The sequence below is a fragment of the Demequina litoralis genome (assembly GCF_030418455.1).
GTDB classification, from domain to species: domain Bacteria; phylum Actinomycetota; class Actinomycetes; order Actinomycetales; family Demequinaceae; genus Demequina; species Demequina litoralis.
Window position 1 is genome coordinate 303,873 of record NZ_JAUHPW010000002.1, and the last position, 26,071, is coordinate 329,943.

Annotated in this window: 27 protein-coding genes; 6 read left to right on the forward strand and 21 right to left on the reverse strand. The window is 72.6% G+C overall.

Features of this window, described 5'->3' with window-relative positions; translation table 11 throughout:
• Positions 1-79: 79 nt before the first annotated feature.
• Entirely contained in the window at positions 80-1,249 is a 1,170-nt protein-coding gene (locus QQX09_RS04030; RefSeq protein ID WP_301131476.1) for a class I SAM-dependent methyltransferase, read from the forward strand.
• Here the strand turns inward: QQX09_RS04030 and QQX09_RS04035 are convergent.
• Entirely contained in the window at positions 1,246-1,536 is a 291-nt protein-coding gene (locus tag QQX09_RS04035; protein WP_301131477.1) for a helix-turn-helix domain-containing protein, read from the reverse strand. The genes QQX09_RS04030 and QQX09_RS04035 overlap by 4 nt on opposite strands.
• 249 nt (positions 1,537-1,785) lie before the next feature.
• On the opposite strand from QQX09_RS04035, the gene QQX09_RS04040 reads away from it, so the two are divergent.
• Complete coding sequence (locus QQX09_RS04040) at positions 1,786-3,345, forward strand: sulfatase family protein (protein WP_301131478.1); 1,560 nt, start codon at positions 1,786-1,788, stop codon at positions 3,343-3,345.
• 110 nt (positions 3,346-3,455) lie between these two features.
• On the forward strand, positions 3,456-4,727 hold the full coding sequence (locus QQX09_RS04045) for an anaerobic sulfatase maturase (RefSeq protein ID WP_301131479.1): 1,272 nt from the start codon (positions 3,456-3,458) through the stop codon (positions 4,725-4,727).
• 28 nt (positions 4,728-4,755) lie between these two features.
• On the opposite strand, the gene QQX09_RS04050 is transcribed toward QQX09_RS04045, so the two are convergent.
• Positions 4,756-5,460 carry a LysE/ArgO family amino acid transporter gene (locus QQX09_RS04050; RefSeq protein ID WP_301131481.1) on the reverse strand — a complete coding sequence of 235 codons (705 nt, stop codon included), beginning with the start codon at positions 5,458-5,460 and terminating at the stop codon, positions 4,756-4,758.
• A gap of 70 nt (positions 5,461-5,530) precedes the next feature.
• On the opposite strand from QQX09_RS04050, the gene QQX09_RS04055 reads away from it, so the two are divergent.
• Positions 5,531-6,406, forward strand: a complete 876-nt coding sequence (locus QQX09_RS04055) for a LysR family transcriptional regulator ArgP (protein WP_301131483.1) — start codon at positions 5,531-5,533, stop codon at positions 6,404-6,406.
• A 335-nt stretch (positions 6,407-6,741) separates the two neighbouring features.
• Here QQX09_RS04055 and QQX09_RS04060 read toward each other — a convergent pair whose 3' ends face one another.
• From QQX09_RS04060 to QQX09_RS04075, 4 genes are read right to left on the reverse strand one after another with little or no spacing between them, the layout of a single operon-like run.
• The gene (locus QQX09_RS04060; RefSeq protein ID WP_301131484.1) at positions 6,742-8,367 is read right to left on the reverse strand and encodes a glycoside hydrolase family 3 N-terminal domain-containing protein; all 1,626 of its coding nucleotides are present in this window, start codon (positions 8,365-8,367) and stop codon (positions 6,742-6,744) included.
• A complete protein-coding gene (tsaD, locus tag QQX09_RS04065) occupies positions 8,367-9,404 on the reverse strand; it encodes a tRNA (adenosine(37)-N6)-threonylcarbamoyltransferase complex transferase subunit TsaD (protein ID WP_301131485.1) in 1,038 nt (345 codons plus the stop codon). The genes QQX09_RS04060 and tsaD overlap by 1 nt, the downstream gene beginning before the upstream one ends.
• A gap of 34 nt (positions 9,405-9,438) precedes the next feature.
• Positions 9,439-9,792, reverse strand: coding sequence for a type II toxin-antitoxin system PemK/MazF family toxin (locus tag QQX09_RS04070; RefSeq protein WP_301131487.1), 354 nt, complete (start codon positions 9,790-9,792; stop codon positions 9,439-9,441).
• Entirely contained in the window at positions 9,789-10,034 is a 246-nt protein-coding gene (locus QQX09_RS04075) for a type II toxin-antitoxin system HicB family antitoxin (RefSeq protein WP_301131488.1), read from the reverse strand. Before QQX09_RS04075 ends, QQX09_RS04070 begins: the two co-directional genes overlap by 4 nt.
• Before the next feature lie 152 nt (positions 10,035-10,186).
• Between QQX09_RS04075 and QQX09_RS04080 the strand changes: the two genes are divergently transcribed.
• Positions 10,187-10,816 (forward strand): malonic semialdehyde reductase, encoded by a 630-nt coding sequence (locus QQX09_RS04080; protein ID WP_301131490.1) that lies wholly within the window; start codon positions 10,187-10,189, stop codon positions 10,814-10,816.
• Positions 10,817-10,839: 23 nt separating this feature from the next.
• Here QQX09_RS04080 and QQX09_RS04085 read toward each other — a convergent pair whose 3' ends face one another.
• The 7 genes from QQX09_RS04085 to glmS all read right to left on the reverse strand — a co-directional run bounded on the left by QQX09_RS04085 (position 10,840) and on the right by glmS (position 18,131).
• On the reverse strand, positions 10,840-13,119 hold the full coding sequence (locus tag QQX09_RS04085) for a family 65 glycosyl hydrolase domain-containing protein (RefSeq protein ID WP_301131491.1): 2,280 nt from the start codon (positions 13,117-13,119) through the stop codon (positions 10,840-10,842).
• 73 nt (positions 13,120-13,192) lie between these two features.
• On the reverse strand, positions 13,193-13,693 hold the full coding sequence (gene rimI / locus QQX09_RS04090) for a ribosomal protein S18-alanine N-acetyltransferase (protein WP_301131493.1): 501 nt from the start codon (positions 13,691-13,693) through the stop codon (positions 13,193-13,195).
• Positions 13,690-14,298, reverse strand: a complete 609-nt coding sequence (tsaB, locus tag QQX09_RS04095) for a tRNA (adenosine(37)-N6)-threonylcarbamoyltransferase complex dimerization subunit type 1 TsaB (RefSeq protein ID WP_301131494.1) — start codon at positions 14,296-14,298, stop codon at positions 13,690-13,692. The genes rimI and tsaB overlap by 4 nt, the downstream gene beginning before the upstream one ends.
• A 4-nt stretch (positions 14,299-14,302) precedes the next feature.
• On the reverse strand, positions 14,303-14,806 hold the full coding sequence (gene tsaE / locus QQX09_RS04100) for a tRNA (adenosine(37)-N6)-threonylcarbamoyltransferase complex ATPase subunit type 1 TsaE (protein ID WP_301131496.1): 504 nt from the start codon (positions 14,804-14,806) through the stop codon (positions 14,303-14,305).
• Entirely contained in the window at positions 14,803-15,909 is a 1,107-nt protein-coding gene (alr, locus tag QQX09_RS04105; protein WP_301131498.1) for an alanine racemase, read from the reverse strand. The genes tsaE and alr overlap by 4 nt, the downstream gene beginning before the upstream one ends.
• On the reverse strand, positions 15,910-16,263 hold the full coding sequence (locus tag QQX09_RS04110) for a holo-ACP synthase (protein ID WP_301131499.1): 354 nt from the start codon (positions 16,261-16,263) through the stop codon (positions 15,910-15,912). It lies immediately after the preceding gene.
• A gap of 2 nt (positions 16,264-16,265) precedes the next feature.
• Positions 16,266-18,131, reverse strand: coding sequence for a glutamine--fructose-6-phosphate transaminase (isomerizing) (glmS, locus tag QQX09_RS04115; RefSeq protein ID WP_301131501.1), 1,866 nt, complete (start codon positions 18,129-18,131; stop codon positions 16,266-16,268).
• Positions 18,132-18,203: 72 nt separating this feature from the next.
• Here glmS and coaA point away from each other — a divergent pair, with 72 nt between their 5' ends.
• A complete protein-coding gene (coaA, locus tag QQX09_RS04120) occupies positions 18,204-19,178 on the forward strand; it encodes a type I pantothenate kinase (protein ID WP_436969039.1) in 975 nt (324 codons plus the stop codon).
• Positions 19,179-19,274: 96 nt separating this feature from the next.
• On the opposite strand, the gene QQX09_RS04125 is transcribed toward coaA, so the two are convergent.
• The 8 genes from QQX09_RS04125 to QQX09_RS04160 all read right to left on the reverse strand — a co-directional run bounded on the left by QQX09_RS04125 (position 19,275) and on the right by QQX09_RS04160 (position 25,943).
• Entirely contained in the window at positions 19,275-20,174 is a 900-nt protein-coding gene (locus tag QQX09_RS04125; RefSeq protein WP_301131504.1) for a class I SAM-dependent methyltransferase, read from the reverse strand.
• Positions 20,164-20,919 carry a DedA family protein gene (locus tag QQX09_RS04130; protein ID WP_301131505.1) on the reverse strand — a complete coding sequence of 252 codons (756 nt, stop codon included), beginning with the start codon at positions 20,917-20,919 and terminating at the stop codon, positions 20,164-20,166. The genes QQX09_RS04125 and QQX09_RS04130 overlap by 11 nt, the downstream gene beginning before the upstream one ends.
• Before the next feature lie 104 nt (positions 20,920-21,023).
• Positions 21,024-22,385 carry a phosphoglucosamine mutase gene (gene glmM, locus QQX09_RS04135; RefSeq protein ID WP_301131507.1) on the reverse strand — a complete coding sequence of 454 codons (1,362 nt, stop codon included), beginning with the start codon at positions 22,383-22,385 and terminating at the stop codon, positions 21,024-21,026.
• 10 nt (positions 22,386-22,395) lie between these two features.
• Positions 22,396-22,875: a 30S ribosomal protein S9 gene (rpsI, locus tag QQX09_RS04140; RefSeq protein ID WP_436969040.1), complete on the reverse strand. Its 480-nt coding sequence runs from the start codon at positions 22,873-22,875 to the stop codon at positions 22,396-22,398.
• Positions 22,876-22,903: 28 nt separating this feature from the next.
• Positions 22,904-23,347, reverse strand: coding sequence for a 50S ribosomal protein L13 (gene rplM, locus QQX09_RS04145; protein WP_042213112.1), 444 nt, complete (start codon positions 23,345-23,347; stop codon positions 22,904-22,906).
• A gap of 183 nt (positions 23,348-23,530) precedes the next feature.
• Positions 23,531-24,385 carry a tRNA pseudouridine(38-40) synthase TruA gene (gene truA / locus QQX09_RS04150; RefSeq protein ID WP_301131512.1) on the reverse strand — a complete coding sequence of 285 codons (855 nt, stop codon included), beginning with the start codon at positions 24,383-24,385 and terminating at the stop codon, positions 23,531-23,533.
• A 40-nt stretch (positions 24,386-24,425) separates the two neighbouring features.
• A complete protein-coding gene (gene rplQ / locus QQX09_RS04155; RefSeq protein WP_301131514.1) occupies positions 24,426-24,938 on the reverse strand; it encodes a 50S ribosomal protein L17 in 513 nt (170 codons plus the stop codon).
• An 18-nt stretch (positions 24,939-24,956) separates the two neighbouring features.
• On the reverse strand, positions 24,957-25,943 hold the full coding sequence (locus tag QQX09_RS04160; RefSeq protein WP_062298312.1) for a DNA-directed RNA polymerase subunit alpha: 987 nt from the start codon (positions 25,941-25,943) through the stop codon (positions 24,957-24,959).
• Positions 25,944-26,071: the final 128 nt, after the last annotated feature.

A 26,071-nucleotide genomic window follows, 5' to 3' on the forward strand; every position in this document is an offset into this window, starting at 1 on the left:
AGCGGATTCAATCTAGCACTCGTGATGGGAGAGTGCTAACGAGCGGGGCGCTGTTCGCCGCGCGTGAAAGGATCCGGGCATGGACCCCGCCACCGCGCGCCTCACGGCGAGCCCCGCGTGCCTCGAGCTCGCGGCGTCGCTGCGCGACACGTCGCCGCGCGACGCGTTGGCCGTCGCGGGCCGGCTGCGCAAGGCGGGGCACGAGCCCGCGCTGGTGGCCGCCGCGATGTCGCTCGCCGAGCTGCGCCGCGAGGCGCGCCCGCGCCTGGGCGACGCCGCCGATGCCATGGTCTTCCACCGCGCAGGCCTCGAGCAGGCGTCGCGGGCCGTGGCCTCCGCGCTGCACGCGGAGCGCTTCGCGGAGGCCGGATGCCGCGCGGTCGCGGACCTGACCGCCGGTCTCGGCGCGGACGCGAGGGCGGTCGCGGCACGCGGGCTCGGGGTGGTCGCCTTCGAGGCCGACGAGGCCACCGCGGTGCTCGCCGCCCACAACCTCTCCCCCTGGCCCGACGCGCGCGTGATCCACGGCGACTCCCTCGCGCTGCTCGAGGGGGCGGACGTCGACGGGGTCTTCGCGGATCCCGCGCGGCGCAACGCACGGGGGCGCCGCCACGACCCGGCCGACTACTCGCCGCCGCTCGACCAGGTGCTCGACCTCGCGACCCGCTACCGCGCGCTCGGGGTCAAGGCGGGGCCGGGGCTGCCGCACGAGGCGGTGCCCGAGGGCTTCGAGGCGCAGTGGGTGAGCGTCGACGGGGACGTGGTCGAGGTCGGGCTGTGGGCGGGGGCGGCGGCACGCCGGGCGGGGCACAGCGCGCTGGTGGTCCGCGGCGAGGAGCGCCACGAGATCGCGGGCCCGACCGACCGGGCACCCGCGGGGCCGCTCGGCGCGTACCTGCTCGAGCCGGACGGCGCGGTGATCCGTGCGGGGCTCGTGGGGGTGCTCGCCGCGCAGCTGGGGGCGCACCTCGTCGACCCCTCGATCGCGTACCTCACCGCGGACGCGCCGATCGCGACGCCGTTCGCACGCGCCTACCGCGTCCTCGAGCGCCTGCCGCTGGACGTCAAGGTCCTCGCACGCGAGCTGCACGCGCGCGACATCGGCACCATCGACATCAAGAAGCGCGGCGTCGATCTCACGCCCGAGCAGCTGCGACCGCGCCTCAAGCTGCGCGGCAGCGGGCGCGCGACGCTCGTGCTGACGCGCCTCGAGGGGCGCCACGCGGCGCTGCTGGTGGAGCCCGTCTAGCCCTCGCGGGCCGCCTTCAACGTCTTCGACACCATCTGCTGGCTGGTGCCGACCTCGCGCGCGATCGCGGTCTGCGACATCCCCGCGTCCGCGAGTGCGCGGATCGAGTCCAGCTGCTCGGGGGTGAGCGTGCCGGCGCGCTTGCTCGGTCCGCCGCGGCGTCCGCTCATGATCGAGTCGACGCTCGCCTTCGAGATCCCGACCGTCTCCGCGACCGTCACGCGCGCCTCGCCCGCCTCGACGCGGCGGCGCACCTCCGCGACCTGGGCCTCCGTGATCCGTGCCATGGGGTCAGCCTAGGCACCAGGGCGCCCCGTCGGCCCCACCCGGGCAATGTCCACCAGTCGGTTGATATTCGTCTACGATGGTCGCCACGGATCGGCTCGCCCGAACGCCCGGGGGGGCGCACTGAGCGGCGGATCCGCCGAAGGAACGCACTGCACCAGAAGGCGCGACGGAGCGACACACCCCTCACCCGGCCGGCAGGTCGGGCGCGGGCGAGGACCGCCGTCGCGTCCCGTCACAGGAGGACAACGTTGTCGTCAGAACTGCCCCCGGAGCCCGCGGACGTCGCGGCCCCCGCGCCCGCCGAGGCCCCCGTGCCGGAGGAGACCACCGTCGAGCCGCGCGCGAAGAGGGGCCGCGGCAAGCGGATCCTCAAGGCGACCGGCCTCACGCTGGCGCTCCCCGGCGCAGCCGTCGTCGCAGGCGGCGGCTACGTCGCGGTCAAGTCGCTCACCGCCAGCCCCGACAACTCTCCCGAGCACGAGGCGTCGAAGGACGAGTACCTCGACGCGATCCAGGGCTCGACCGCGTCGGGCGAGGCGCCGAACGTGCTCCTGGTCTACTACGACGACCTCGGCTACGAGGACCTCGGCTTCATGGGCGACACGCCCATCAAGACGCCGCACCTCGACTCGCTCGCCGAGGACGGTGCGGTGCTCACGAACTACCACTCGCCCTCGGCCGTGTGCACGCCCTCGCGGGCGGCGATGCTCACCGGCCGCCTCGCGCCGCGCGCTGCCGTCCCCGACGTGCTCTTCCCCACCGGCACTCCGCTGGCCCTCATGAACACGCTGGGCGACTCGTTCGGGCTGACCCAGGCCGAGATCACCATCCCCGACGTGCTGCAGGCCTCCGGGTATCGGACGGGCATGATCGGGAAGTGGCACATCGGCGACACCGAAGGCTCGCTCCCCAACGACTTCGGTTTCGACAGCTTCCTCGGCTCGCGGTACTCGAACGACATGACGCCGTTCAAGATCTACCGCGACAACGACGTGCTGATCGACGAGGTCGACCAGACGGAGCTCGACGCGCTGTACACGGACGCGGCGGTCGACTTCATCGGCGACGCGGCGGAGAGCGACGACCCGTTCTTCCTCTACTTCGCGCACAACTTCCCCCACGAGCCGCTGTTCGCGGCCGAGGAGAACGAGGGCCGCTCGGACGCCGGGCTGTACGGCGACATCGTCGAGGGTCTCGACGACGGCATCGGGCGGATCGTCGACCAGCTCGAGGCGACCGGCCAGCTCGACAACACCATCATCATGGTCACCAGCGACAACGGGCCCTGGTTCCAGGGCGATGCCGGCGACCACCGCGGACGCAAGGGCCTCATCAACGAGGGCGGCATGCTCGTGCCGTTCATGGTCCACTGGCCCGCGGGCATCGAGGGCGGGCAGGTGCTCGACACCATGACCATGGGCACGGACATCCTGCCGACGCTCCTGGACTGGGTCGGCATCGAGGCGCCTGCGGACCGCATGCTCGACGGCTCCTCCATGGCCCCGCTGCTCGCGGGCGAGAGCGACCAGGTGAGCGACTTCTACTACTACTACGCGGGCGAGCAGCTCATCGCGGTGAGCGACGGCCGGTACAAGTACTACGCGAAGCACCCCTACCTCTACGGGACCAGCGACGCCGGCTTCTCGGTGGCTCAGCAGAAGGGCCCATGGCTGTTCGACCTCGAGACCGACCCGAGCGAGGCCTACGACGTGAGCGGCAAGCACCCCGACGTCGTGGCCGAGCTGAAGGCCGAGCTCGAGCGCCGCGACGCCGAGATGGAGGAGAACCCGCGCGGCTGGGTCTCCTGATCCGAGCGTGACCGATGCGGTCGCCCGCGGCGACGTGGGCGGCCGCATCGTGCCTCCCCGGCCTCCGGTCCCACCTCCTCCCACCTCCACCCCCGTAGAATTGTCACGGTATGTCTGATTCACCCGAGCCCTCGCGCCCCGTCGTCGTCGCCGTCCCCGGCCTCGACCCGCTGGCAGCCGGCGGGCGCCGCCGGCTGCCGTTCACGGTCCTGGCCAAGCCGACCGGCGCGGCGTGCAACCTCGACTGCACGTACTGCTTCTTCCTGTCCAAGGAGCTGCTGTACGACAGCGACGGCCAGCGCATGTCCGAGGCCGGCCTCGAGTCCTACCTCGCCAATCTGCTGCGCTCGCAGCCGGACGGCGAGGTCGAGATCGCGTGGCAGGGCGGCGAGCCGACGATGCGCGGGATCCCGTTCTTCCGGCGCGCGGTCGAGCTCGCGGAGCAGTTGAGGCGGCCCCGGCAGACGGTGCGGCACACGCTGCAGACCAACGGCACGCTGCTGGACGATGCGTGGGGCGAGTTCCTCGCGGCGAACGGCTTCCTCATCGGCCTCAGCGTCGACGGCCCGGCGCACCTCCATGACGCCTACCGCGTCAACAAGGCCGGCCGCGCCACGCACGCGCAGGTGACGCGCGGGCACGACGTGCTGCGTCGGCATGGCGTCGAGTACAACATCCTCTGCACCGTGCACGCGGCCAACCAGGACCACGGGCTCGAGGTCTACCGCTACTTCCGCGACACCCTCGGCGCGCGGCACGTGCAGTTCATCCCGATCGTGGAGCGCGTGACCGCGGACCAGCTGCCGATCGCGGAGCAGGGCTGGAAGGACGGCAACGGCACGCGCATCCTGTACCGCCAGCAGGGCGACGCCGTGACCAGCCGCAGCGTCGATCCCGCTGCGTGGGGCGAGTTCCTGGCGGCGATCTTCGACGAGTGGGCCGCGCACGACGTCGGCACGATGTTCGTGCAGCACTTCGACGTGATGCTGGGCAACGCGCTCGGGCAGTACTCGATGTGCGTGCACGCGCCCGAGTGCGGCGGCGCGCTCGCCGTGGAGCACACCGGCGACGTGTACGCGTGCGACCACTACGTCGAGCCCGGCTACTCGCGGGGCAACGTCGCCGAGCGGTCGCTGCAGTCGATCCTGCAGTCTCCCGAGCAGCGCGAGTTCGGGAAGGCGAAGCTCACGAGCCTGCCGTCGCAATGCCGCGTGTGCCCGGTGCGGTGGGCCTGCCACGGCGGCTGCCCCAAGGACCGCTTCGATCGCACGCGCGACGGCGAGCCCGGCCTCAACCACCTGTGCCCCGGGTACTTCCGGTTCTTCTCGCACGCCGCGCCGACCATCCGCCGGATGGCGGAGCTCGTCGGCCCGACGCTCTGACGACCGGCCCGGGACGCCGGGCTCCCGCTCAGGCACCCGCCGCGAGCGACACCGCGATCACCGCCATCACGACCGCGATCGCGCCGTCGAGGATGCGCCACGCCCCAGGCCGCGCCAGCACGCCCGACAGCAGGCGCGCGCCGTAGCCCAACGCCGCGAACCACACGGCGCTCGCGGTCGCAGCGCCTGCCGCGAACAGCCACCGCGCCTCGTGCGTCGATCCGACCGTCCCCATCAGCACCACCGTGTCGAGGTAGACGTGGGGGTTGAGCCACGTGAGGGCGAGGCAGGTCGCCACGACGGTACGGGTCGTCGTCGCCACCGCCGTGCGGGAGGACGATGCGGGCGCCGCCGTGGACGAGGCGGCCCCCTCGGTCGCGCGCGGGGCGCCGGAGGCCGCCGCGACCTCCGAGGGGACCGCGACCCGCGCCTCGTCCACCTCGAGGCGCTCCCCTTCCGGACGCAGCGCGCGCCGCGCCGCGAGCACCGCGTAGCCGAGCAGGAACGCGGCCCCGGCCCAGCGCGCGGCGGCGACGAGCCACGGCACGCCGCCGACCGCCGCGCCCATGCCCGCGACCCCCGCCGCGACCAGCACAGCATCCGACGCCGCGCAGATGAGCACGACGATCCCCACGTGCTCGCGCCGGAGTCCCTGACGCAGCACGAACACGTTCTGCGCGCCGATCGCGACGATGAGCGAGAAGGCGAGGCCAAGCCCGGCGAGGTAGGTCATGGCGACACGGTAGGGCCCGATTATCCACAGCACCACTAACAATTGTGAATACTGCATTAGCGTTACTTATATGAAGATCCCCGCCGACCTCGCGCAGACGCTGGCTGCCGTCGTCGACGAGGGGTCGCTCGACGCCGGCGCAAGGGCCCTCCACGTCACGCAGTCCGCGGTGAGCCAGCGGCTGGCGACGCTGGAACGCCTGACCGGCCAGGTGCTGCTGGTGCGGTCCCGTCCCGTACGGCCCACGCCCGCGGGTGAGGCGGTGGTGCGTTTCGCACGCCAGGTCGCGCTGCTCGAGGCCGAGGCTGCGTCCACCCTCGGGATCGCGGAGGACCGGCCGGCCCCGCTGCGGATCGCGGTCAACGCGGATTCGCTCGCCACCTGGCTGCTGCCGCCGCTCGCCGCCGTGCTGCCCGGGTTGGGCGCGACCGTGCATCTGCACCGCGAGGACGAGCAGTACACCGCGGACCTCCTCCAGCGCGGCGAGGTGGTCGCCGCCGTGACCACGCGGGCCGCCGCGGTCCCAGGCTGCTCCGTGACCCGGCTGGGGCGTATGCGCTATCGAGCCGTCGCGGCGCCCTCGTTCGCGGCGCGATGGTTCGGCGCGGGAGTCTCGCCCGAGACCCTCGCGGTGGCGCCGGTGGTCGACTTCGACCGGCGCGACACCATCCAGACCCGCTGGCTCGAGGCCAGGGGCGCGGACCCTGACGCGCCGCCGCGCCACCGCGTCCCGTCCTCGTCCGAGTTCGCGCGCGCGATCGCGCTCGGCATGGGGTGGGGGCTCCTGCCCGCCGTGCAGCGAGAAGGGCTCGAGCTCGTCGACCTGGGCGATCCCGCCGAGGACATGGCGCTGCACTGGCAGCAGTGGCGGGTGCAGTCCGCGGCGCTGGACACCGTCGCGGCGGCCATCCGGGAGGCCGCGCGCGGCGCGCTCGAGCCTGCGTGATCCTCGCCGGCGACGGCCCACCGGCACCGCCCGGTGCGGCGCGCCCGCGTGCAAGTCGTGCGCGCTAATTTCAGGAATCGCTTGAACAGCCCCGCCGGAGGGGCAGTACCGCTGCCCGCTACGAGGCCTGTTCAAGCCTGCGTTGACATACGCGGACACGACGCGCGCGTCCGCCCGTCGACACGCGCGCCCCCCACGTCCGGACCCTCAACGACCTCCTCAACGCCGCGCAATGCATGGACCGCTTGACCCTGAGGCGTCCCCTGCGCACTCAGGACCTCGCAGGGCGCAGAGCGAGGCGACGGCGTGGTGTGGCGGGTGGGGTGGGCGGCGGATCAGGCCGCGCAGGCCGGCATCGCGCCCGCGAGCTCGACGGGCCAGTCGCCGCCAGGCTCCGCATCGCCCAGGAGCACGTCCGCGAGCCCGCGGATCGCGGCCGCGGAGTCGCCGTAGGTCGCGACGTACGCGTCGGCGGTCGAGTCGAATAGCCCCCACGGGCCGCCGAGCGACACCACCACGTCGGCGGTCGCACGGTAGCCGCCCGAGGACAGCAACGCGATCGACGTGCCGCCGTCGCCTACCTCGACCCCGTGCGACTCGAGCTCGCGCACGAGGGCGCGCACCGCATCGTCCGGTCCCCCGACCACGGTGGCTCGGCGCCGCACGAGCGGCCGGTCGCAGTCCTGCGCGGCGACGGTGGTGCCCGCCGCGGCGAAGGTCCGCGCGTACGCGCGCGACGGCTCCTCCCCGCCGAGGCCGTCGGCCCACCGTGCCAGCAGGATGGAGCGCGCGGCGGCCTCGTCGAGACGGTCGCGCGACAGCCGGCCGTCCCTGACGGCGGCGGCGATCTCGTCGATCACCGTGCCGACGTCGCCGGGCATGAGGAGCACGTCGGCGCCGGCGCGCAGCGCACGGACGGCGACCTGGCCCTGGGAGCGTCCGTCGGCGACCGCGGCCATGTTGAGGGCATCGGTGATCGCGACGCCCGTGAAGCCGAGCTCCTCACGCAGGTACGCGTACGCCTCGGGCTCCAGCGTGGCCGGGTCGTCGCCCCACTCGGGCACGGCGATGTGACCCAGCATGACGACGGGCGCTCCCGCCTCGATCGCGCGCGCGAAGGGCACCATGTCGGTGCGGGCGAGGCGCGTGACGGCGCGCTCCTGGACGGGCAGGCCCGCGTGCGAGTCGACCGTCACGGACCCGTGCCCCGGGAAGTGCTTGATCACGGGCACCACGCCGCCGTCGACGAAGCCCGCGACCGCGGCGCTCACGGTGTCCGCGACCGCATCCGGGTCGTCGCCGGCGCTACGGGTGCGGATGATGGGGTCCGCCGGGCCCAGCGTGACGTCCGCGACGGGCGCGTAGTCGACGGTGACGCCGAGCGCGCGCATGTCCGCAGCGGAGGACCGGTACGCCTCGGTGACCGCCGCATCGTCCGTCGCGGCGCCGGCCGCCATGAAGGCGGGCAGGCTCGGCACGGCGCCCGACAGGCGCGAGACGATGCCGCCCTCCTCGTCGGCGGACACCCACACCGGCCAGCCGCGGTCGTCGGCGCGCTGCACGCGGGCCGCGAGCGCCGCGACCGCGTCGGCGGACGGGGCCGCGCCGCCCATGAGGATGACGCCGCCGAGGTGGTGCTCGCGCACGAGCGCGGCCGCGGCGGCCGGGTCCCGGGAGTAGAGGTCCGCGACGATCACCTGGCCGGCGGCCCGGCGCAGGGGCAGGTCGCGCGCGGTCGCGAGCGCGTCCTCCCACTCGGCGACGGTCGGCCCCCACGCGAGCGTCTCCACCGTGGGGGTCGGGCTCGGGGTGGACGATGCGGCGGGCGCGGGCGCCGCGATGGTCGCCTCGGGCGAGGCCTCCGACGCCGAGGGGCTCGGCGAGGGCGCAGGGTCCCCCGCCGTGCACCCTGCGAGGACCGCGGCCGCGAGGACCGCGGCGGCGACCGCCCTCAGGCGCATCAGACCGTGATGGTCGACAGCGGCATCGAGGAGTCGACGCCGATGCCGAGGGTGCTGGGCCTCACGCCCGCCTCGACGACGGCCGAGCCGAGCGCCGCGATCATCGCACCGTTGTCGGTGCAGTAGCGCAGCGGCGGGATGCGCACGTCGATGCCGGCGGCCTCGCCGCGGGCCTGCGCGAGCTCGCGGAGCTGGCTGTTGGCGGAGAAGCCGCCGCCGATGACGAGCGTCTCGACGTCGTGCTCGCGGCACGCGTTGAGGGTCTTGGTCACGAGCACGTCTGCAACGGCGGCCGCGAAGCTCGCGCACACGTCCTCGACGGGGATCTCCTGGCCGGAGGCGCGACGGGCCTCGACCCAGCGCGCAACCGCGGTCTTGAGGCCCGAGAAGGAGAAGTCGTAGGCGTGGTTCACCATGTCCTTGGGCCGGGACAGGCCGCGCGGGAACGGGATCGCCTCGGGGTCGCCCTCGCGCGCGAGCCGGTCGACGTGCGGGCCGCCCGGGTACGGCAGGCCGAGCAGGCGGCCGACCTTGTCGAAGGCCTCGCCCGCCGCATCGTCCAGCGTGTGACCGAGCTCGCGGACGTTCGTCGCGATGTCGTCGACCATGAGCAGCGAGGTGTGGCCGCCGGAGACGACGAGCGCCATCGTGCGGTCGGGGAACCGTCCATGGACCAGCTGGTCGACGGCCGCGTGCCCGATCACGTGGTTGACGCCGTACAGCGGCCGGCCGAGGCCGAGCGAGAGCGCCTTGGCGGCGGAGACGCCGACGGTGAGCGAGCCCACGAGGCCCGGGCCGGACGCGACCGCGACCGCGTCGACGTCGGACAGCGTGCGGCCCGCGCGGCTCAGCGCCTCGTCGAGGGTGGGCAGGACGGCCTCGAGATGGGCGCGCGAGGCGACCTCGGGGACGATGCCGCCGAAGCGCGCGTGCTCGTCCATCGACGACGCGACGACGTCGGCGAGCAGCTCGCCGTCCTCCACGAGCGCGACGCCCGTCTCATCGCAGGTGCTCTCGAGTCCCAGTACCAAAGCCACGGGTCAACTGTAGTCGGGCGTCCGGCGCGCGCGATCAGGGCGCGAGGAACGTGCACAGCCCGCGATCGACCTCGTCCGTGAGGTGCGGCGGGAGGCGCACGACCTCGCCGTCGAGGGCCTCCCGGTCCACGGCGGTGACCGCCGTCACGTTCACGCACGAGTCCCGGGGCAGCCCGGAGACGTCGGCAGGGAGGAAGACATTGCCCGGGAGCTCGGCGAGCGCCGTGTTGCCGGTGATGGCGAGCACCGCGACGGTGCGCAGCCTCGACCGGTTGTAGGCGTCCGCCTGGACGACCAGGACCGGGCGACGGTGGGCAGACGCGCTCCCGCGCGCGGGCCCGAGGTCCGCCCAGCACACGGCACCGCGCCGGAGCGGTTCGGGACTCACCAGTCCTCGCGTTCGAGCAGAGCGCGTCCCGCCTCCATGGCGAACCTGCTGGACTCGTCCTCAGCGAGCGCGATCCGCTCGAGCACGCTGTCGATGCGCCCGGTGAGCGCCGCGTCGTCGAGGTCACGGAGATACCGCTGCGCCGCCACCGAGAGGAACTCGGAGCGGCTCATGCCGAGCGCGGCCGCGCGCATCGTCACCGCCTCGAAGACCGGGTCGGGAAGGGAGATCGCCGTCTTCATCCATCGAGCATCACCCGGTATCACCCGGGAGGCAAGGGGAGGTGGACGCCCACGGTCGTGCAAGCCGTCACCCGCTGCGCCCGCGCGTCCCGCCCGAGGCCGGGACCTCCGGTCGTCGCGCGCACCGCCTCGGAGGGCGCATCATGGTTGATATGACAACCCCGAACCTTCCCGAGTCGACCGTTGCCCCGTTCGCCCTCGACGAGGACGCCCGTGCCGCGCTGTTCACCTCCGCGCGCTCCGCGATCGCGTTCGACGACCGCCCCGTGGACGCCGCGCTGGTGGCGCGCGCATGGGACCTCGCGAAGTTCGGCCCGTCGAGCATGAACACGCAGCCCCTGCGCCTCGTGATGGCGCGCTCCGCGGCGGCCCGCACGGCCGTGATCGAGGCCGCGATGCCCGGCAACCGGCCCAAGCTCGAGCAGGCACCGCTGCTGCTGGTGGCCGCGCACGACGACCGCTTCCACGACCACCACGAGGTCACCGCGCCCGGCATGGCCGGCTTCCACGAGCGCTTCGAGTCCAACCCCGAGATGCGCGCGGGCCTCGCCCACTCCGGTGCGATGCTCCAGCTGGGCTATCTCATCGTCGCGCTGCGCGCCGAGGGCCTCGCGCTGCGCCCGTACGGCGGCTTCGACAAGGCCGCGCTCGACGCCTCGCTCATGCCCGAGGGGTGGCGCGCGGAGGTCATCCTCGGCGTGGGGCACCCCATCGCCGGCGACGACCTGTCGGGCGAGCGCCGCGGCCGCATCGCCGCCGACGTCGGCGTCCGCGAGCTGTAGCGCGGACCCGCGGGAGGAGCGGCTCAGGCCCGGTTGGCGACCGTCGCCGGTGCGTCCGCCGCGACCGTGACGAGGCCGTCGCCGACCTCGATCTCGAGCGGCTCCCCCTCGACGAGCGTGAACGCGGTCGACGAGGCGCCGACCGCGACCCGCAGCAGCCGCCCGCGGTAGCGGATCATGAAGCTGTAGCCCCGCCAGCCCTCGGGACAGAACGGCGCGAACCGCAGCCTCTCCCCGAGCCCGCGCATGCCGCCGAAGCCCTGCACGATCGCGAGCCAGGCCCCGCTCATCGACGTGATGTGCAGGCCGTCCTCGGTGTCGTTGTTGTAGTCGTCGAGGTCGAGCCGCGCGGTGCGGCTGTAGAGCTCGACGGCCTTCTCCGGCATGCCGATCGCCGCGGCGAGCACGGAGTGGATCGATGCCGACAGCGAGGACTCGTGGACGGTCATCGGCTCGTAGAACGCGAAGTTGCGGCGGATCTCCTCCGTCGTGAAGTCCTCGCTGAACGTGTACATGCCCTGGAGCACGTCCGCCTGCTTGATGTACGGCGAGCGCAGGATGCGGTCCCACGACCACCTCTGGTTGAGCGGCCGGTCGTCGTCGCCCAGCGCGGACACCGGCGCGAGCGCCTTGTCGAGGAAGCCGTCGTGCTGGACGTTGACGCCGAGCGCGTCGTCGTGCGGCAGGTACATCCTCGCCACGACGTCGCGCCACCGCTCCCGCTCCGCGTCGTCGACGCCGAGCTCGGCCGCACGCCCGGGCAGGCCGGCGAGCACCTCGTCCGTGTAACGCAGCACCCATCGGGCCAGGTAGTTCGTGTACCAGTTGTTGTTGATGTTGTTCTCGTACTCGTTCGGCCCGGTGACGCCGTGGATCATGTAGCGGTCCGCGCGCGCGGACCAGTGGACACGACCCGCCCAGAACCGCGCGATCTCGACGAGCACCTCGACGCCCTCGGCCTCGAGGTAGGAGCGGTCGCCCGTGTAGTCGGTGTAGTAGCGGATCGCGTGCGCGATGGCGCCGTTGCGGTGGATCTCCTCGAAGGTGATCTCCCACTCGTTGTGGCACTCGACCCCGTCGAACGTCACCATCGGGTACAGCGCGCCCGGAAGCCCCTGCTGGCGGGCGTTGTGCCGGGCCTGCGGGAGCTGGCGATGGCGGTAGCGCAGGAGCGCGAGCGCCACGTCCGGTTCCGCGATCGACATGTACATGGGGACCAGGAACGCCTCGGTGTCCCAGTACGTGGCGCCGCCGTACTTCTCCCCCGTGAAGCCCTTCGGGCCGATGTTGAGGCGCTCGTCCTCGCCGTAGTACGTGGACAGCAGCTGGAAGACGTTGAAGCGGATGCCCTGCTGCGCGGGAGGGTCGCCCTCGATCACCACGTCCGCCTGCTCCCAGCGGGCGGCCCAGGCCGCCGCCTGGTCCGCGCGATGGGCCCCGTGCGGGCGGGACGATGCGGCGTCCAGCAGCGCCGACGCGACGGCCGGGTGCGTGCGCGGCTCGTGGTCGCGGGAGGAGACCACCGCGACCGCCTTGTCGAGCGCGACGCGGTCGCCGGGCGCGACCGTCGCGGCGAACGTGCGGCCGGTGGACAGCGCATCGTCCCAGGCGTCGCCGGGCTCGAGGCCCTCCGCACGGGTGCGCGTCGCGGCGGTCACGGTGAAGCGCGGCGTCCCGAACGGGTTGGGCCGTGTGGTCATGGCGAGCATGCCCGGGCGGCGCTCGACGCCCGGCTCGGGCTCCCAGAACGTCTCCGCGTAGTTCGCGTCGAGGTTGTGCACGTCCGCGTCGAGCAGGGGCGTGATCTCGAGCACCCCCTCGCCGTCCTCGACCTCGATCTCGACCCGCTGGAACGACAGCTCGGGGGTGACGATGCTGAGGAAGCGGTCGAAGCGCACGCGCAGCGCGAGCCCGCCGGCCTCGCACCGGAAGGTGCGCGTGAGGCAGCCGCGACGCAGGTCGAGCGCGAACCGGAAGTCCGCGCACGGGACCGTGAAGAGGTCGACCGGCTCGCCGCCGGCACGGATCCTGATCGCGCCGATGTCGACCGCGTTGACGACCTTGCCGAAGTACTCGGGGTAGCCGTTCTTCCACCAGCCCACCCGGGTGCGGTCGGGGAACCACACGCCCGCGATGTAGGTGCCGAGGTGGCTGTCGCCCCCGTAGCCCTCCTCGAAGCTGCCCCGCGCGCCCATGTGCCCGTTGCCGAGCGACATGAGGCTCTCGACGAAGCGGATCCGCGCGGGGTCGAGCGTCGTGACCGCGACCTCCCACGGATCGACCTCGACCATCCGTGACGCCATGGGTCCACCGCCTTCGCTCGACCCTCCTTCGCACCCTACGCGGGCGGTCGGGCGACGTCGCGCGGTCGGAGGGTCAGAAACCCGGTTCGTAGCCGCTCAGCTGCACCCGCATCACCAGGGCGTCGAGCCCCTCCGGCTGGTAGTACTTGCGACGGATCCGCACGTCCTCGAAGCCGTACGCCCGGTACAACGCGAGCGCGATCTCGTTGTCGACGGCGACCTCGAGCCACGCGTCCGGTGCGCCCTCGTGGCGCGCCTCCGCCATGAAGTCGTCCATGAGCGCGCGGCCCAGCCCGCGGCCGCGCGCCTCGGGCACGACGGCCAGGTTGAGCAGGTGGAACGCGTCGCCGTCGTAGCCGTACACGGAGTACCCCACCAGCCCGCCGTCCAGCTCGATGCCCCGGTAGCGGGTGAGCCCGTAGAGGTAGTCGTGCTGGATGAGCTCGCGGGACCACGCGGAGGCGCCGAACATGCGGACCTCCTGCGCGGCCATCCAGGGCAGGTCGGCCCGGCCGAGGTCGCGGATGACCCAGGCGGGCGCGGCGCCGGCGCCGGCGCCCTCGGCGGGGGTCACGCCCCCGGGACGCCGTGCACGTCGGGGCGGCGCAGGTACAGCGGCTCGGTGGGCATCTCGTCGCCGGCGGCGCGCAGGCGGTCGGCCGCGCCGACGAGCAGCGCCGGGTCCGGGTCGCCCTCGACCGCGCCGGGGAAGGCGTCGGGGTAGAGCAGCGCGCCGCGGCCCACGACAGCGCCGGCCACCGGCACGTCGCCGGGCGCCGAGACCGCGGGACCGGACACCCGCACGCCGTCGCGGTAGGCGGCCCAGTAGACCTCCTTGCGGCGCGCATCGGCCACAACGGTCACCTCGCCGCCGTGCGCGGCGCCGATCGCGTCGAGCGAGCACACGCCCTCGACGGGCACGCCCCACACGTGGCCGAGCGTGCGCGCGGTCATGAGGCCCACCCGCAGGCCCGTGAATGGCGCGGGGCCCGTGCCGACGACGATGCGGGTGACGTCGGTGCGCGCGACGCCCGCCTCGCCGAGCGCCTCCTCGACGAGCCCCGACAGCAGCTCGGCGTGGCCGCGCGGGTTGAACGCGGACCGCCGTGCGCGCACCTCCCCGGAGTCGGAGACGAGCGCGACGGCGATGGCGGACGAGGTGTCGAGGGCGAGGATCACGGCTCTAGCCTACGAGCGCGACGCCGGCCCAGCGGTCGCCGTAGGTGGTGAAGGTGACGGTGCGCAGCCCCTCGTCGGGGCGCTCCATGTCGACCTCGCCGCCGTGCTCGCGCGCGATGGTGACGTGCACGCGGTCCTGCGACAGCTGCTCGGCCTTGTCCTCTCCCCACTCCACCACCGTGACGGACGAGTCGACCGTGGTGTCGAGGTCGAGGTCGTCGAGCTCCGCGAGCGAGTTGAGGCGGTACGCGTCGACGTGGATGAGCGCGGGCCCGCCCACCTCGGACGGGTGGGTGCGGGCGATGATGAACGTGGGGCTCGCGACGGGGCCGCGCACGCCGATCGCGTCGCCGAGGCCCTGCGTGAAGGTGGTCTTGCCGGCTCCCAGGTCGCCGGTGAGGATGACGACGTCGCCCGCGCGCAGGTGCGGCGCGAGCACGTCGCGGGCGAGTGCCCGCATCGCGTCGCCCGTGGCGACGTCGAAGGTGGCGGACGATGCGCTGGTCATGCGGGGTACTTCTCCTTCAGACCGCCGAAGCGGCAGACGATCTCGTAGTCGATGGTGCCCGCCGCATCGGCCCACTCGCGAGCCGAGGGCCCGTCCGCGCCGATGAGGACCACCTCGTCGCCGGGGTGCTCCGTGGCGTCGGGCCCGAGGTCGAGGACCACCTGGTCCATGCAGACCCGGCCCGCGATGACGTGCCGCCGACCGCCGATGGCGACGGGGCCACGCCCGTTGCCCGCGGAGCGGAAGATGCCGTCGGAGTAGCCCGCGGTCACCAGCCCGAGCCGGGTGTCGCGCGGCGTCGTGTACTCGTGGCCGTAGCTCACGCCCTCCCCAGCCGGCACGTCCTTGACGAGCGCGAGCGACGCGGTGACGCGCATCGCGGGCTCGAGCCCGAAGCCCTCACCGGCCGGGTCCTCCACCGGGGGCAGGCCGTACACGGCGATGCCGGGACGCACGAGGTCGAAGTGCAGGTCGGGGCGGGTGAGGGTCGCGGCGGAGTTGGCGAGGTGGCGGACCTCGAGAGCGACTCCGCGCCCCTCGATGGTGGCGACCGCCTCGCGGAACACGTCGGCCTGGCGGTCGATCGTGGGGTGGCCCGGCTGGTCGGCCCAGGCGAGGTGGGACCATGCGCCGACGACCTGGACCGCATCGTCCGCCGCGAGCGCGGCGTCGAGCAGCGCGGGCAGCCCTTCGGGGCGCACGCCCTCGCGCGACAGGCCCGTGTCGATGCACAGGTGGACGCGGGCGCGCAGGCCGTCCATGCGGGCGGCGGCCACGAGCGTGTCGAGCACCTCGAGGGACGAGGCGCTGACGTCCACCCCGCCGCGGATGAGCGCGCGGGCGGGCAGCTCGGGGCCGTACAGCCAGCACAGGATCCGGCCGGCGTCGCCGCCGGCGCGCAGCGCGAGCGCCTCGTCCGGCTGCGCGACGCCCAGCCACGCGGCCCCGCCCTCGCGCGCGGCCCTGGCGGCGCCCACGAGGCCGTGGCCGTACGCATCGGCCTTGACCACCGCCATCACCGCCGCGGTGGGCGCGTGCGCGCGCAGCCGTTCGACGTTGCGCGCGATGGCGCCGTGATCGATGGTCACCTGCAAGCGGGTCATTCAGCCCTCCCCGATGACGACCGCGGAGGCGATCCCCGCGTCATGCGACAGCGATACGTGCAGCGACGTCATGCCGAGCGCGGCGACGCGCGCCGCGACGGTCCCGGTGACGAGGAGGCGCGGCTGGCCGCCGTCCTCGCGGGTCACCTCGCAGTCCTGCCAGCTGAGGCCCGCGGGCGCGCCGAGCGCCTTGGCGAGCGCCTCCTTCGCGGCCCAGCGCGCGGCGAGGCTCGCGTGCCCCAGCTCGCGCTCGGCGGGCGTGAAGACCCGCTCGAGGAAGCCGGGCGAGCGTTCGAGGGCGTCCTCGAAGCGGGCGATCTCGACGACGTCGATGCCGAGCCCCAGGATCGCCACGCTCACTCCACCGTGACGGACTTGGCGAGGTTGCGCGGCTGGTCGACGTCGTAGCCCTTGGCCGCGGCGAGCTCGAGCGCGAACAGCTGGAGCGGGACCACGGACAGCAGCGGGGTCATGAGCACGGGCGCGGAGGGTACGTAGAAGACCTGCTCGGCGTAGTTCTCGGCGTCGCGGTCGCCCTCCTCGGCGATGACGAACGTGCGGGCGCCGCGCGCGCGGACCTCCTGCACGTTCGAGATGACCTTGGAGTGCAGCGACTCGCGGCCGCGGGGGCTGGGCAGCACGATGAACACCGGCTGGCCCTCCTCGACGAGCGCGATGGGGCCGTGCTTGAGCTCGCCGGCGGCGAAGCCCTCGGCGTGGATGTACGCGAGCTCCTTGAGCTTGAGCGCGCCCTCGAGGGCCACCGGGAAGCCCACGTGGCGGCCCAGGAACAGCACCGTGCGCTCGTCCGCCATGCTGCGCGCGAGCTCGCGGATCGGCTCCGAGGCGTCGAGCACGCGCTGGATCTTCGCCGGGATCGCGTCGAGCTGGTCCAGCAGCGACTCGATCTCGTCGGGGAACTTGTTGCCGCGCAGCTCCGCGAGGTAGATGCCCAGCAGGTAGACGGCGGTGATCTGCGCGAGGAACGCCTTGGTCGACGCGACGGCGATCTCGGGCCCGGCGCGCGTGTACAGGACCGCGTCGGCGTCGCGGGCGATGGTCGAGCCCTGCGAGTTGACGATCGCGATGACGGGGGCGCCCTGCTGCTGCGCGTGGCGCACCGCCATGATCGTGTCCATCGTCTCGCCGGACTGGCTGATCGCGACCACGAGGGTGCGCACGCTCACCACGGGGTCGCGGTAGCGGAACTCGTGCGCGAGCTCGACCTCGACGGGGATGCGGCACCAGTGCTCGATCGCGTAGCGGCCCACCAGGCCCGCATAGGCGGCGGTGCCGCACGCGACCACGATGATCTTGTCGATCGAGTTGAGGATCGTCTCGTGGATCATGCCGCCGTCGAGCTGGAGGCGGCCGTGCTCGTCGATGCGCCCGCGCAGGGTGTCCGCGACCGCCGTGGGCTGGTCGTGGATCTCCTTCTCCATGAAGGTCGCGAAGCCGCCCTTCTGGGCCGCGGAGGCGTCCCAGTCGACGTGGTACGGCTCGCGCTCGACCACGAGGCCGCGGATGTCGGTGATGGTGACGCCGTCGGGGGTGATCTCCACGACCTCGTCCTGGTGCAGCTCGAGCGCGGTACGGGTGTGCTCGATGAACGCGACCACGTCCGACCCCAGGAAGTTCTCCCCCTCGCCCAAGCCGATGACGAGCGGGCTGTTGCGGCGCGCACCCACCACCGTGCGGGGCTCGCGCGCGTCCACCGCGAGGAGCGTGAACGCGCCCTCGAGGCGGCGCGTGATGGCACGCATCGCGTCCGCGAGCGACAGGCCCCGGTCGACCTCGCGCGCGAGCAGGTGGCCCGCGACCTCGGTGTCGGTCTCGGACAGGAACTCGATGCCCTCGGCCAGCAGCTCGGCCCGCAGCGCGGCGAAGTTCTCGATGATCCCGTTGTGGATGATCGCGACGCGGCCGCCCGCCGCGAGGTGCGGGTGCGCGTTCGCGTCCGTGGGCGCGCCGTGCGTCGCCCACCTCGTGTGCCCGATCGCGGCGGTGCCCGCGGCGAGGGGCCGCTCGGCCAGCTCCTTCTCCAGGTTGACGAGCTTGCCCGCCTTCTTCGACATCGCGACACGCGCCGTGTCCTCGGTGACCACGGCGATGCCGGCAGAGTCGTATCCGCGGTACTCCAGCCGCGCCAGCCCCGCCATGACCACGCCCTGCGGGCGGCCGCCGGGCGCGCCCGACCCCACATATCCGACGATTCCGCACATGACCCCGAGTCTAGATGCCGCCCCCGTGCGCTCGGCGCAGGCCGGGCACGCGCATCGTCCCGTGGTCGGACGATGCGCCACAATGGTCGGGTGAACGAGGCGCGACGGTCCGACGCGGGCAACCCGTACGTCACCCTGACCCGCGACGAGTGGGCGGCCCTCGCCGACGCGACGCCGCTGCCGCTCACCGCGGAGGACGTCGCGCGCGTGCGCGGACTGGGCGACCCGATCGACATCGCCGAGGTCGACCGCATCTACCGGCCGCTGTCGCGGCTGCTCGACCTGTACTCGGGAGCGACGGGCGCGCTGCACGGCGCCACGAGCAGCTTCCTGGGCGAGCGCGCGTCGCGCACGCCGTTCGTCATCGGTGTCGCGGGGTCGGTCGCCGTGGGCAAGTCCACGACCGCGCGCCTGCTGCGCGAGCTCATGGCGCGCTGGCCCTCCTCGCCGCACGTCGAGCTCGTCACCACCGACGGCTTCCTCTACTCCAACGCCATCCTCGAGGAGCGCGGGCTCATGGCGCGCAAGGGCTTCCCCGAGTCCTTCGACCGGCGCTCGCTGCGCGACTTCATCCTCAAGGTGAAGTCCGGCGAGGCCGAGGTCCGCGCGCCGGTGTACTCACATCAGGTCTACGACATCGTGCCGGGCAAGGAGGTCGTGGTCCGTCAGCCCGACATCCTCATCGTCGAGGGGCTCAACGTGCTGCAGACCGCGCAGCCGCGCGAGCCTGGTGCCTCGCAGCTCGCGGTGAGCGACTTCTTCGACGTGTCGATCTACGTCGATGCGCACCCCGACGACATCCGCCGCTGGTACATCGAGCGCTTCCTCGCGCTGCGGGAGTCGGCGTTCGCGAAGCCGGACTCGTACTTCCACTCGTACTCCACGCTCACCGATGAGCAGGCGCACGCCGTCGCCGGTCAGGTGTGGGACACGGTCAACGCGCCCAACCTCGCGCGCAACATCGCCCCCACGCGCTCGCGCGCGACGATCATCCTCAACAAGGGGCCGGACCACCGCGTCGAGTCGGTGCGCATGCGCAAGCTGTAGAGGCGCCCCCACCGATTCCCAATGACACGTGTGACCGAAGCGTCAAAAGTGATGGGGGTGCCTCGTGTGGCCCGTGCGCCGCACTGTTCACCCTTGTCATTGGGAATCGGAGGGCGTCCGGCTTTTTCTCGCGACGATGGTGAGCGTGCAGGGGACGATTTCGGCCTCGCCGCCGGGCCACGCGAAGTCGCCGTCCGGCAGCTCCACCATGCGCTCGGAGAAGCGCCACGGGAGGGTGCGGCCCTCGTCCATCGCCTCGATCGCGAGCCCCGCCTCGAGCAGCGCGGTGACGATCTCGGAGACGGGGTGCGCCCACTCGTAGGTGCGCGTGGCCTCGACCCGTCCGTCCCCCACGTACGTCGCGTCGTCGTCCCACTGGAGCGCGCGCCCGTCCGAGAAGTAGCGGTACCGGGCGACCAGCTCGTCCCGATCCTCGTCGATGGTGCCGAGCATGGGATGGCCGTCACGGAAGTACAGGACGCCGCCCGGGGCGAGAAGCGCGGCGATCTGCCGCGCCCACGCCGTGAGATCGGACAGCCATCCGATGGTGCCGATGCTCGTGTAGACGACGTCGAAGGTGCGGTCCTCGCCCAACGCGGCGTCGACGAGCGCCCGCGCCTCGAGCACGTCGCCCTCGACCCAGCGGGCGTCGATGCCGATCGCAGCGGCGAGGCGGGCGGCCGCCGCGAGCGCGGGGGCGGAGAAGTCGACCCCCACGACGCGCGCGCCGGCGCGGGCCAGCGACACCGTGTCGGTGCCGATGTGGCACTGGAGGTGGCATACGTCGAGGCCGGCCAGGGTGCCGCCGTCGAGGTGACGCTCGAGCACCGGGAGGTCGTGCCTGACCACGCTGGACAGGTGCGCCGGATCCGCCGTGAAGGCTTCGAGCCCGTACGCCTCGACGTGGAGCGGCACGCGGTCGTCCCAGTTGGCGAGGTTCGCGGCGCGCGCGCCCTCCCAGCCGACGTCGACGCCGTCGACCGCCTCAGGCGGCATCGTCGGCGCTCCCGTCGACGCTCCCGTCGGCCCGGCGACGCCCGCGGCGCGGAGGCCGCACCTGCAGCTCGCCGGTGAGCAGCCGCTCCTCGATCTCCTCGGAGAGGTTCGGCATCTCCGGCTCGGCGAAGCCCAGGCGCGCGAGGATCTTGTCGATGACGATCCCGATCACGACGCCGCCCACGACGCCCACGGTGATCGAGACGAGGATGTTCTCGAAGATCGAGCCGGCCCAGATGCCGAGCGCGGTGCCGTAGGTGGCCCAGATCGCCACCGCGACCGCATCGACCACCATGAACCACTGGCGCGGGTAGCGCAGCGCCCCGGCGGTGAGGTTGACGGCGACGCGGCCCATCGGGATGAAGCGGGCCGCGATGATGAACGTGGTGCCGCGGCGCTCGAGCGTCGACTCGGCCCAGTCGAGCGTCTTGCGCATGCCGGCCCGCGCGAAGAACGGGTGCTTGCGCACGTCGAGCTTGGACCCGATGAGGTAGGCCAGCTGGTCGCCGCACCACGCGCCGGTCGCCGCGGCGACCCAGATGATCCCGATCCACGGGGAGCCCGACTGGGCCCAGCTGGTCGCGGTGGCGATCACCACGGACTCGCTCGGCAGCACCGGGAAGACGCCGTCCAGGAGGGACAGGAGCCACACCGCGGGGTAGATCCATAGCGACTCCATGAGGGACTCGACCCAGACCTCGACGGTCTCGATCCAGTCGGTCAGGAGATGCCAGAGCTCGTTCACGTGGCCAAGTCTGTCAGGTGCGCCAGTACCCGGCGATCGGGGGATGCCCTGATTCGGGGCTCACCCCTGCGGCGCGCGCCGGTCGCGTCGCCATGCGCGCCCGGTCAGAGCGACAGGCGGTCGCGCACGACGGCGGCGAGCGTCTCGCCGTGCCGCTGGGCCTCCTCGGCCGTGGCGGCCTCGACCATGACGCGCACGAGCGGCTCGGTGCCGGACGGGCGCAGCAGCACGCGGCCGGTGTCGCCCAGCTCGCGCCGGGCGGAGCTCACGGCGGCCTGCAGCTCGCGGTCCGTGTGGACGCGCGAGCGGTCCGCGCCGCGCACGTTGATGAGCACCTGCGGGAGCGTCTCGATGCCGGCGCACTGCTCGCGCAGGGAGCCGCGGGCGGCGACGCGCGCGGCGACCAGCAGCGCCGACAGCACGCCGTCACCGGTGGTCGCGTAGTCGGAGACGATGATGTGGCCCGACTGCTCGCCGCCGAGCGTGTAGCCGGCGTCGCGCATCGCCTCGAGCACGTAGCGGTCGCCCACGGCGGTCTCGACGATGTCGATGCCTTCGCGCCGCATGGCCTGGTGGAGGCCCAGGTTGCTCATCACGGTCGCGACGAGCGTCGACCGGTAGAGCGTGCCGGTGTCGCGCATCGCGACGGCGAGCAGGCCCATGATCTGGTCGCCGTTGACGACCGCGCCGGTGTGGTCGACCGCGAGGCAGCGGTCGGCGTCGCCGTCGAACGCCACGCCGAGGTCGCCTCCATGCTCCACCACGGCGGCCTGCAGCGGTCCGAGGTGGGTGGAGCCGACGCCGTCGTTGATGTTGAGGCCGTCGGGCGACGCGTTGATGGTGGTGACGCGGGCGCCGGCGGCGGCGAGGGCCGCCGGACCGACCGCGGAGGCGGCCCCGTGCGCGGCGTCCACGACGATGTGGATGCCGTCGAGCGGCTCGTCCGAGCCGGCGAAGGAGCGGACGGCGGAGACGACGTGGTCGACGTACTCGCCGGCGAGGCTCGCGGAGGGGACGATGCGCCCCACGGCCGCGCCGAGGGGCCGCTCCCATGCCTCGCCCACGCGCGCCTCGATGGCCTCCTCGACGGAGTCGTCGAGCTTGTGGCCGCCGCGCGCGAAGAACTTGATGCCGTTGTCCGGCATGGGGTTGTGGGATGCGGAGATCACCACGCCCAGGTCCGCCTCGGTGGAGGCGGTGAGGTACGCGACCGCGGGGGTGGGCACGACGCCCACGTCGAGGACGTCGACGCCCGCGGAAGCAAGACCGGCCGCGACAGCCGCGCTCAGGAACTCGCCTGAGACGCGGGTGTCGCGGCCGATGACGGCACGAGGACGGTGGCCGGAGAACTCGCCCCGCTCCCCCAGGACGTGAGCCGCGGCGACCGCGAGGTCGACCGCCAGCTCCGCCGTGAGGTCCCGGTTGGCAAGGCCCCGGACACCGTCCGTGCCGAAGAGTCGCGCCATGCGCGAGAGATTAGCGCTTCGAGTACTGCGGCGCGCGGCGGGCCTTCTTGAGACCGGCCTTCTTGCGCTCCACGATGCGGGCATCGCGGGTGAGGAAGCCGGCCTTCTTGAGCGCCGGGCGGTTGTTGTCCTCGTCGATCTCGTTGAGCGCACGAGCCACGCCGAGACGCAGCGCGCCGGCCTGACCCGACGGGCCGCCGCCGTGGATGCGGGCGTGCACGTCGAACTTGCCCTCGATGTCGAGGAGCGCGAACGGCGAGTTCACCAGCTGCTGGTGGACCTTGTTCGGGAAGTAGTCCTCGAGCTCACGGCCGTTGACGACCCACTTGCCGGTGCCGGGCACCAGGCGCACGCGGGCGACGGCCTCCTTGCGACGGCCGAGGCCGGCGCCGGGGGCGAGGTTGGTGACACCCTTGCCGCGCTCGGCAACGGTCTCGGTGGTGTACTCGGACGGGGTCTCGTTCTCGACCTCGGTGGTCACATCTGCCACTTTCATCAATCCTTAACTGCTGCGGCGCTTACTGCGCGACCTGGGAGATCTCGAAGACCTCGGGCTGCTGCGCGGCGTGCGGGTGCTCCGCGCCGGCGTAGACCTTGAGGTGCTTGAGTTGGGCGGCGCCGAGCTTGGTCTTGGGCAGCATGCCCTTGACCGCGTTCTCGATCACGCGACGGGGGTTCTTCTCGAGGAGCTCGCCGATCGGGACGGCCGAGAGACCGCCCGGGAAGCCCGAGTGGCGGTAGACCATCTTGTCGGTGAGCTTGTTGCCCGAGAGGGCCACCTTCTCAGCGTTGATGACGATGACGAAGTCACCGCCGTCGACGTGGGGCGCAAAGGTCGCCTTGTGCTTGCCGCGGAGCAGCGAAGCGGCCTGGGAGGCCAGACGACCGAGGACCACGTCAGTAGCGTCGATGACGTACCAGTTCTTGGTGACGTCACCCGGCTTGGGAGAAAACGTACGCACTGTGAAGCCTTACTTCTACTCGATTCGGTGTGCGGTACCGGGAGGCACCGCGAAGCAATTCGGTCGGCGGGTCCTGCGGCGGCGAGTGGGAGGCACCGTCCACGAGGGAACGCACAACGACGCACCATCATACGCGCACGCGGCCGGAATCTCAATCCGGGAGCGGCCGGCCGCGCGCGTCGGTCACGGCAGGGTGCGCCGCCCTCGGGTAGCCTCGGCGCGCGCCGCGAGCAGCGCATCGTCCGGGTAGGCCACCTCCTCGAGCGTGAGCCCGTGCGCGGGGGCCACCGCGATCGCCTGCGAGCGGGTCGCGGAGGCGGCGACAGCGGCGAGCCAGTCGAGGTCGCGCCGCCCCTCCCCCACGGTGAGCAGCGCGCCCACGAGCGAGCGCACCATCGAGTGGCAGAACGCGTCCGCGCGCACGGTCGCGACCACCAGGCCCGTGTCGGGGCCCTCGGTCTCGCGGCGCCACGACAGCTCGGTGAGGTCGCGGATGGTCGTGGCGCCCTCGCGGCCGCGGCAGAAGGCCGCGAAGTCGCGCAGGCCCAGCAGGGTGGACGACGCGCGGTTGAGGGCGTCGACGTCGAGCGGGCGGCCGACCCGGACCACGTGGCGGCGCCGCAGGACGTCGGGGACGGCGTCGGTGACGCGGTAGGCGTAGCGGCGCTGCGTGGCGGAGAAGCGCGCGTCGAAGCCTGCGGGCGCGACGGTGACGTCGCGGATCACGACGTCGCCGGGGAGCACGCCGTCGAGGCGCGAGAGCAGCCCCTGGGCCGGCGTGCGCGCGGCGCGGCCGGGCATCCGCTCCCATGCGGAGGCCTCGATGTCGACGTGGGCCACCTGGCCGCGGGCGTGGACGCCCGCATCGGTCCGTCCGGCGACGGTCACCCGGGGGTACGCCTCCTGGCGGACGATGCGCGTGAGGGCGTCCTCGAGGACGCCCTGGACGGTCCGCAGCCCGGGCTGGGTGGCCCACCCCGAGAAGTCGGTGCCGTCGTAGGAAAGGTCGAGGCGGGCCCGCACCGTCTCAGAGAGCATGTGCGGACCCGCCTCGGGTTGCCTTGATGGAAGGCGAGGGTTACTTGGCCTCGTCGGCGGCCGGGGCCTCGGCGGCCTCGGTCTCGACGACGGTCTCCTCGGCGACGGGCGCCTCCTCGACCTTCTCGGCCTTCTTCGGCGCAGCCTTCTTGGTGGCCTTCTCGGCCTCCTTGGCGACGGCCTTCTTGGCGGGCGTGCCGAACTCGACGAGCTCGATCACGGCCATGGGGGCGTTGTCGCCCTTGCGGAAGCCGGTCTTGGTGATGCGGGTGTAGCCGCCGTCACGCTCGGCGAAGCCGGGGCCGATCTCGGTGAAGAGCTTGTGGACGACGCCCTTGTCCGAGAGGATCCCGAGCACCTTGCGGCGCGAGGCGAGGTCGCCGCGCTTCGCGAAGGTGATGAGACGCTCGGCGTGCGGGCGCAGGCGCTTGGCCTTGGTCACGGTGGTGGTGATGCGGCCGTGCTCGAAGAGGCTCTGCGAAAGGTTCGCGAGCATCTGACGCTCGTGCGCGGGACCGCCGCCCAGGCGGGCACCCTTGGTGGGGGTAGGCATGATTGAGAATTCTCCTTGTTACTCGTCGCTGCCCGAGAAGTAGACGGACGAGCCGCTGTCGTACTCGACGGCGCTGTCCTTGAGGGAGAAGCCCAGCTCGGCGAGCTTCTCCTTCACCTCGGTGATCGACTTCTGGCCGAAGTTGCGGATGTCCATGAGGTCCGCCTCGGACCGCGCGGTGAGCTCGCCCACGGTGTGGATGCCCTCGCGCTTGAGGCAGTTGTAGGACCGCTGCGTGAGGTTGAGCTCCTCGATCGGCTGGTTGTAGTCCTCCTCGAGCGACTCGTCCGTGTCCGACGGGCCGATCTCGATGCCCTCGGCGGCCTCGTTGAGGCCGCGGGCGAGCGAGAAGAGCTCGACGAGCGTCGCACCCGCCGACGCGACGGCGTCGCGGGGCGAGATCGAGGACTTCGTCTCGACGTCGATGACCAGCTCGTCGAAGTCCGTGCGCTGCGCGACACGGGTGGCCTCGACCTTGTAGGTCACCTTGAGGACGGGCGAGTAGATCGAGTCGACGGGGATCTGGCCGATCTCCGCGTCGTAGCTCTTGTTCATCGCCGCGGGAACGTAGCCGCGACCGCGCTCGACCGTCAGCTCGACCTCGAACTTCGCCTTCGCGTTGAGGGTCGCGATGTGGAGGTCCGGGTTGTGGATCTCGACGCCGGCCGGGGGCTGGATGTCAGCACCGGTGACGACGCCCGCGCCCGACTTGCGCAGGTACATCACGACGGGCTCGTCGTTCTCCGACGAGACCACGAGGTTCTTGAGGTTGAGCAGGATCTCGGTCACGTCCTCCTTCACCCCGTCGATGGTGGTGAACTCGTGGAGGACGCCCTCGAAACGCACCGACGTCACCGCCGCGCCCGGGATGGACGACAGCAGCGTGCGGCGGAGCGAGTTGCCGAGCGTGTAGCCGAAGCCCGGCTCGAGCGGCTTGAGCGAGAACTGCGAGCGGTTCTCCGAGATGACCTTCTCGGTCAGCGTGGGACGCTGTGCGATCAGCACGGTTGTTTCCTTTCCGAGCACCCGCTATCTGATGCTCGAGATTCCCTGCCGGGTTCGGTCCGGCTGGGGCCAGAAGCTGGAAATGAGGGGGCGGCCACGGGCCGATGACGTGCATCGGCCCGCGACCG

Coding starts and splice junctions, on each gene's coding strand:
- QQX09_RS04080 (WP_301131490.1), top strand. CDS start 10,187: ATGACAACCCCGAACCTTCCCGAGTCGACCGTTGCCCCGTTCGCCCTC.
- QQX09_RS04030 (WP_301131476.1), top strand. CDS start 80: ATGGACCCCGCCACCGCGCGCCTCACGGCGAGCCCCGCGTGCCTCGAG.
- QQX09_RS04050 (WP_301131481.1), bottom strand. CDS start 5,460: ATGACCTACCTCGCCGGGCTTGGCCTCGCCTTCTCGCTCATCGTCGCG.
- glmS (WP_301131501.1), bottom strand. CDS start 18,131: ATGTGCGGAATCGTCGGATATGTGGGGTCGGGCGCGCCCGGCGGCCGC.
- QQX09_RS04125 (WP_301131504.1), bottom strand. CDS start 20,174: ATGCCGCCTGAGGCGGTCGACGGCGTCGACGTCGGCTGGGAGGGCGCG.
- tsaE (WP_301131496.1), bottom strand. CDS start 14,806: ATGACCAGCGCATCGTCCGCCACCTTCGACGTCGCCACGGGCGACGCG.
- QQX09_RS04045 (WP_301131479.1), top strand. CDS start 3,456: ATGTCTGATTCACCCGAGCCCTCGCGCCCCGTCGTCGTCGCCGTCCCC.
- alr (WP_301131498.1), bottom strand. CDS start 15,909: ATGACCCGCTTGCAGGTGACCATCGATCACGGCGCCATCGCGCGCAAC.
- QQX09_RS04085 (WP_301131491.1), bottom strand. CDS start 13,119: ATGGCGTCACGGATGGTCGAGGTCGATCCGTGGGAGGTCGCGGTCACG.
- QQX09_RS04060 (WP_301131484.1), bottom strand. CDS start 8,367: ATGCGCCTGAGGGCGGTCGCCGCCGCGGTCCTCGCGGCCGCGGTCCTC.
- coaA (WP_436969039.1), top strand. CDS start 18,204: ATGCGCCACAATGGTCGGGTGAACGAGGCGCGACGGTCCGACGCGGGC.
- glmM (WP_301131507.1), bottom strand. CDS start 22,385: ATGGCGCGACTCTTCGGCACGGACGGTGTCCGGGGCCTTGCCAACCGG.
- QQX09_RS04075 (WP_301131488.1), bottom strand. CDS start 10,034: ATGAAGACGGCGATCTCCCTTCCCGACCCGGTCTTCGAGGCGGTGACG.
- rplQ (WP_301131514.1), bottom strand. CDS start 24,938: ATGCCTACCCCCACCAAGGGTGCCCGCCTGGGCGGCGGTCCCGCGCAC.
- truA (WP_301131512.1), bottom strand. CDS start 24,385: ATGCTCTCTGAGACGGTGCGGGCCCGCCTCGACCTTTCCTACGACGGC.
- QQX09_RS04055 (WP_301131483.1), top strand. CDS start 5,531: ATGAAGATCCCCGCCGACCTCGCGCAGACGCTGGCTGCCGTCGTCGAC.
- QQX09_RS04035 (WP_301131477.1), bottom strand. CDS start 1,536: ATGGCACGGATCACGGAGGCCCAGGTCGCGGAGGTGCGCCGCCGCGTC.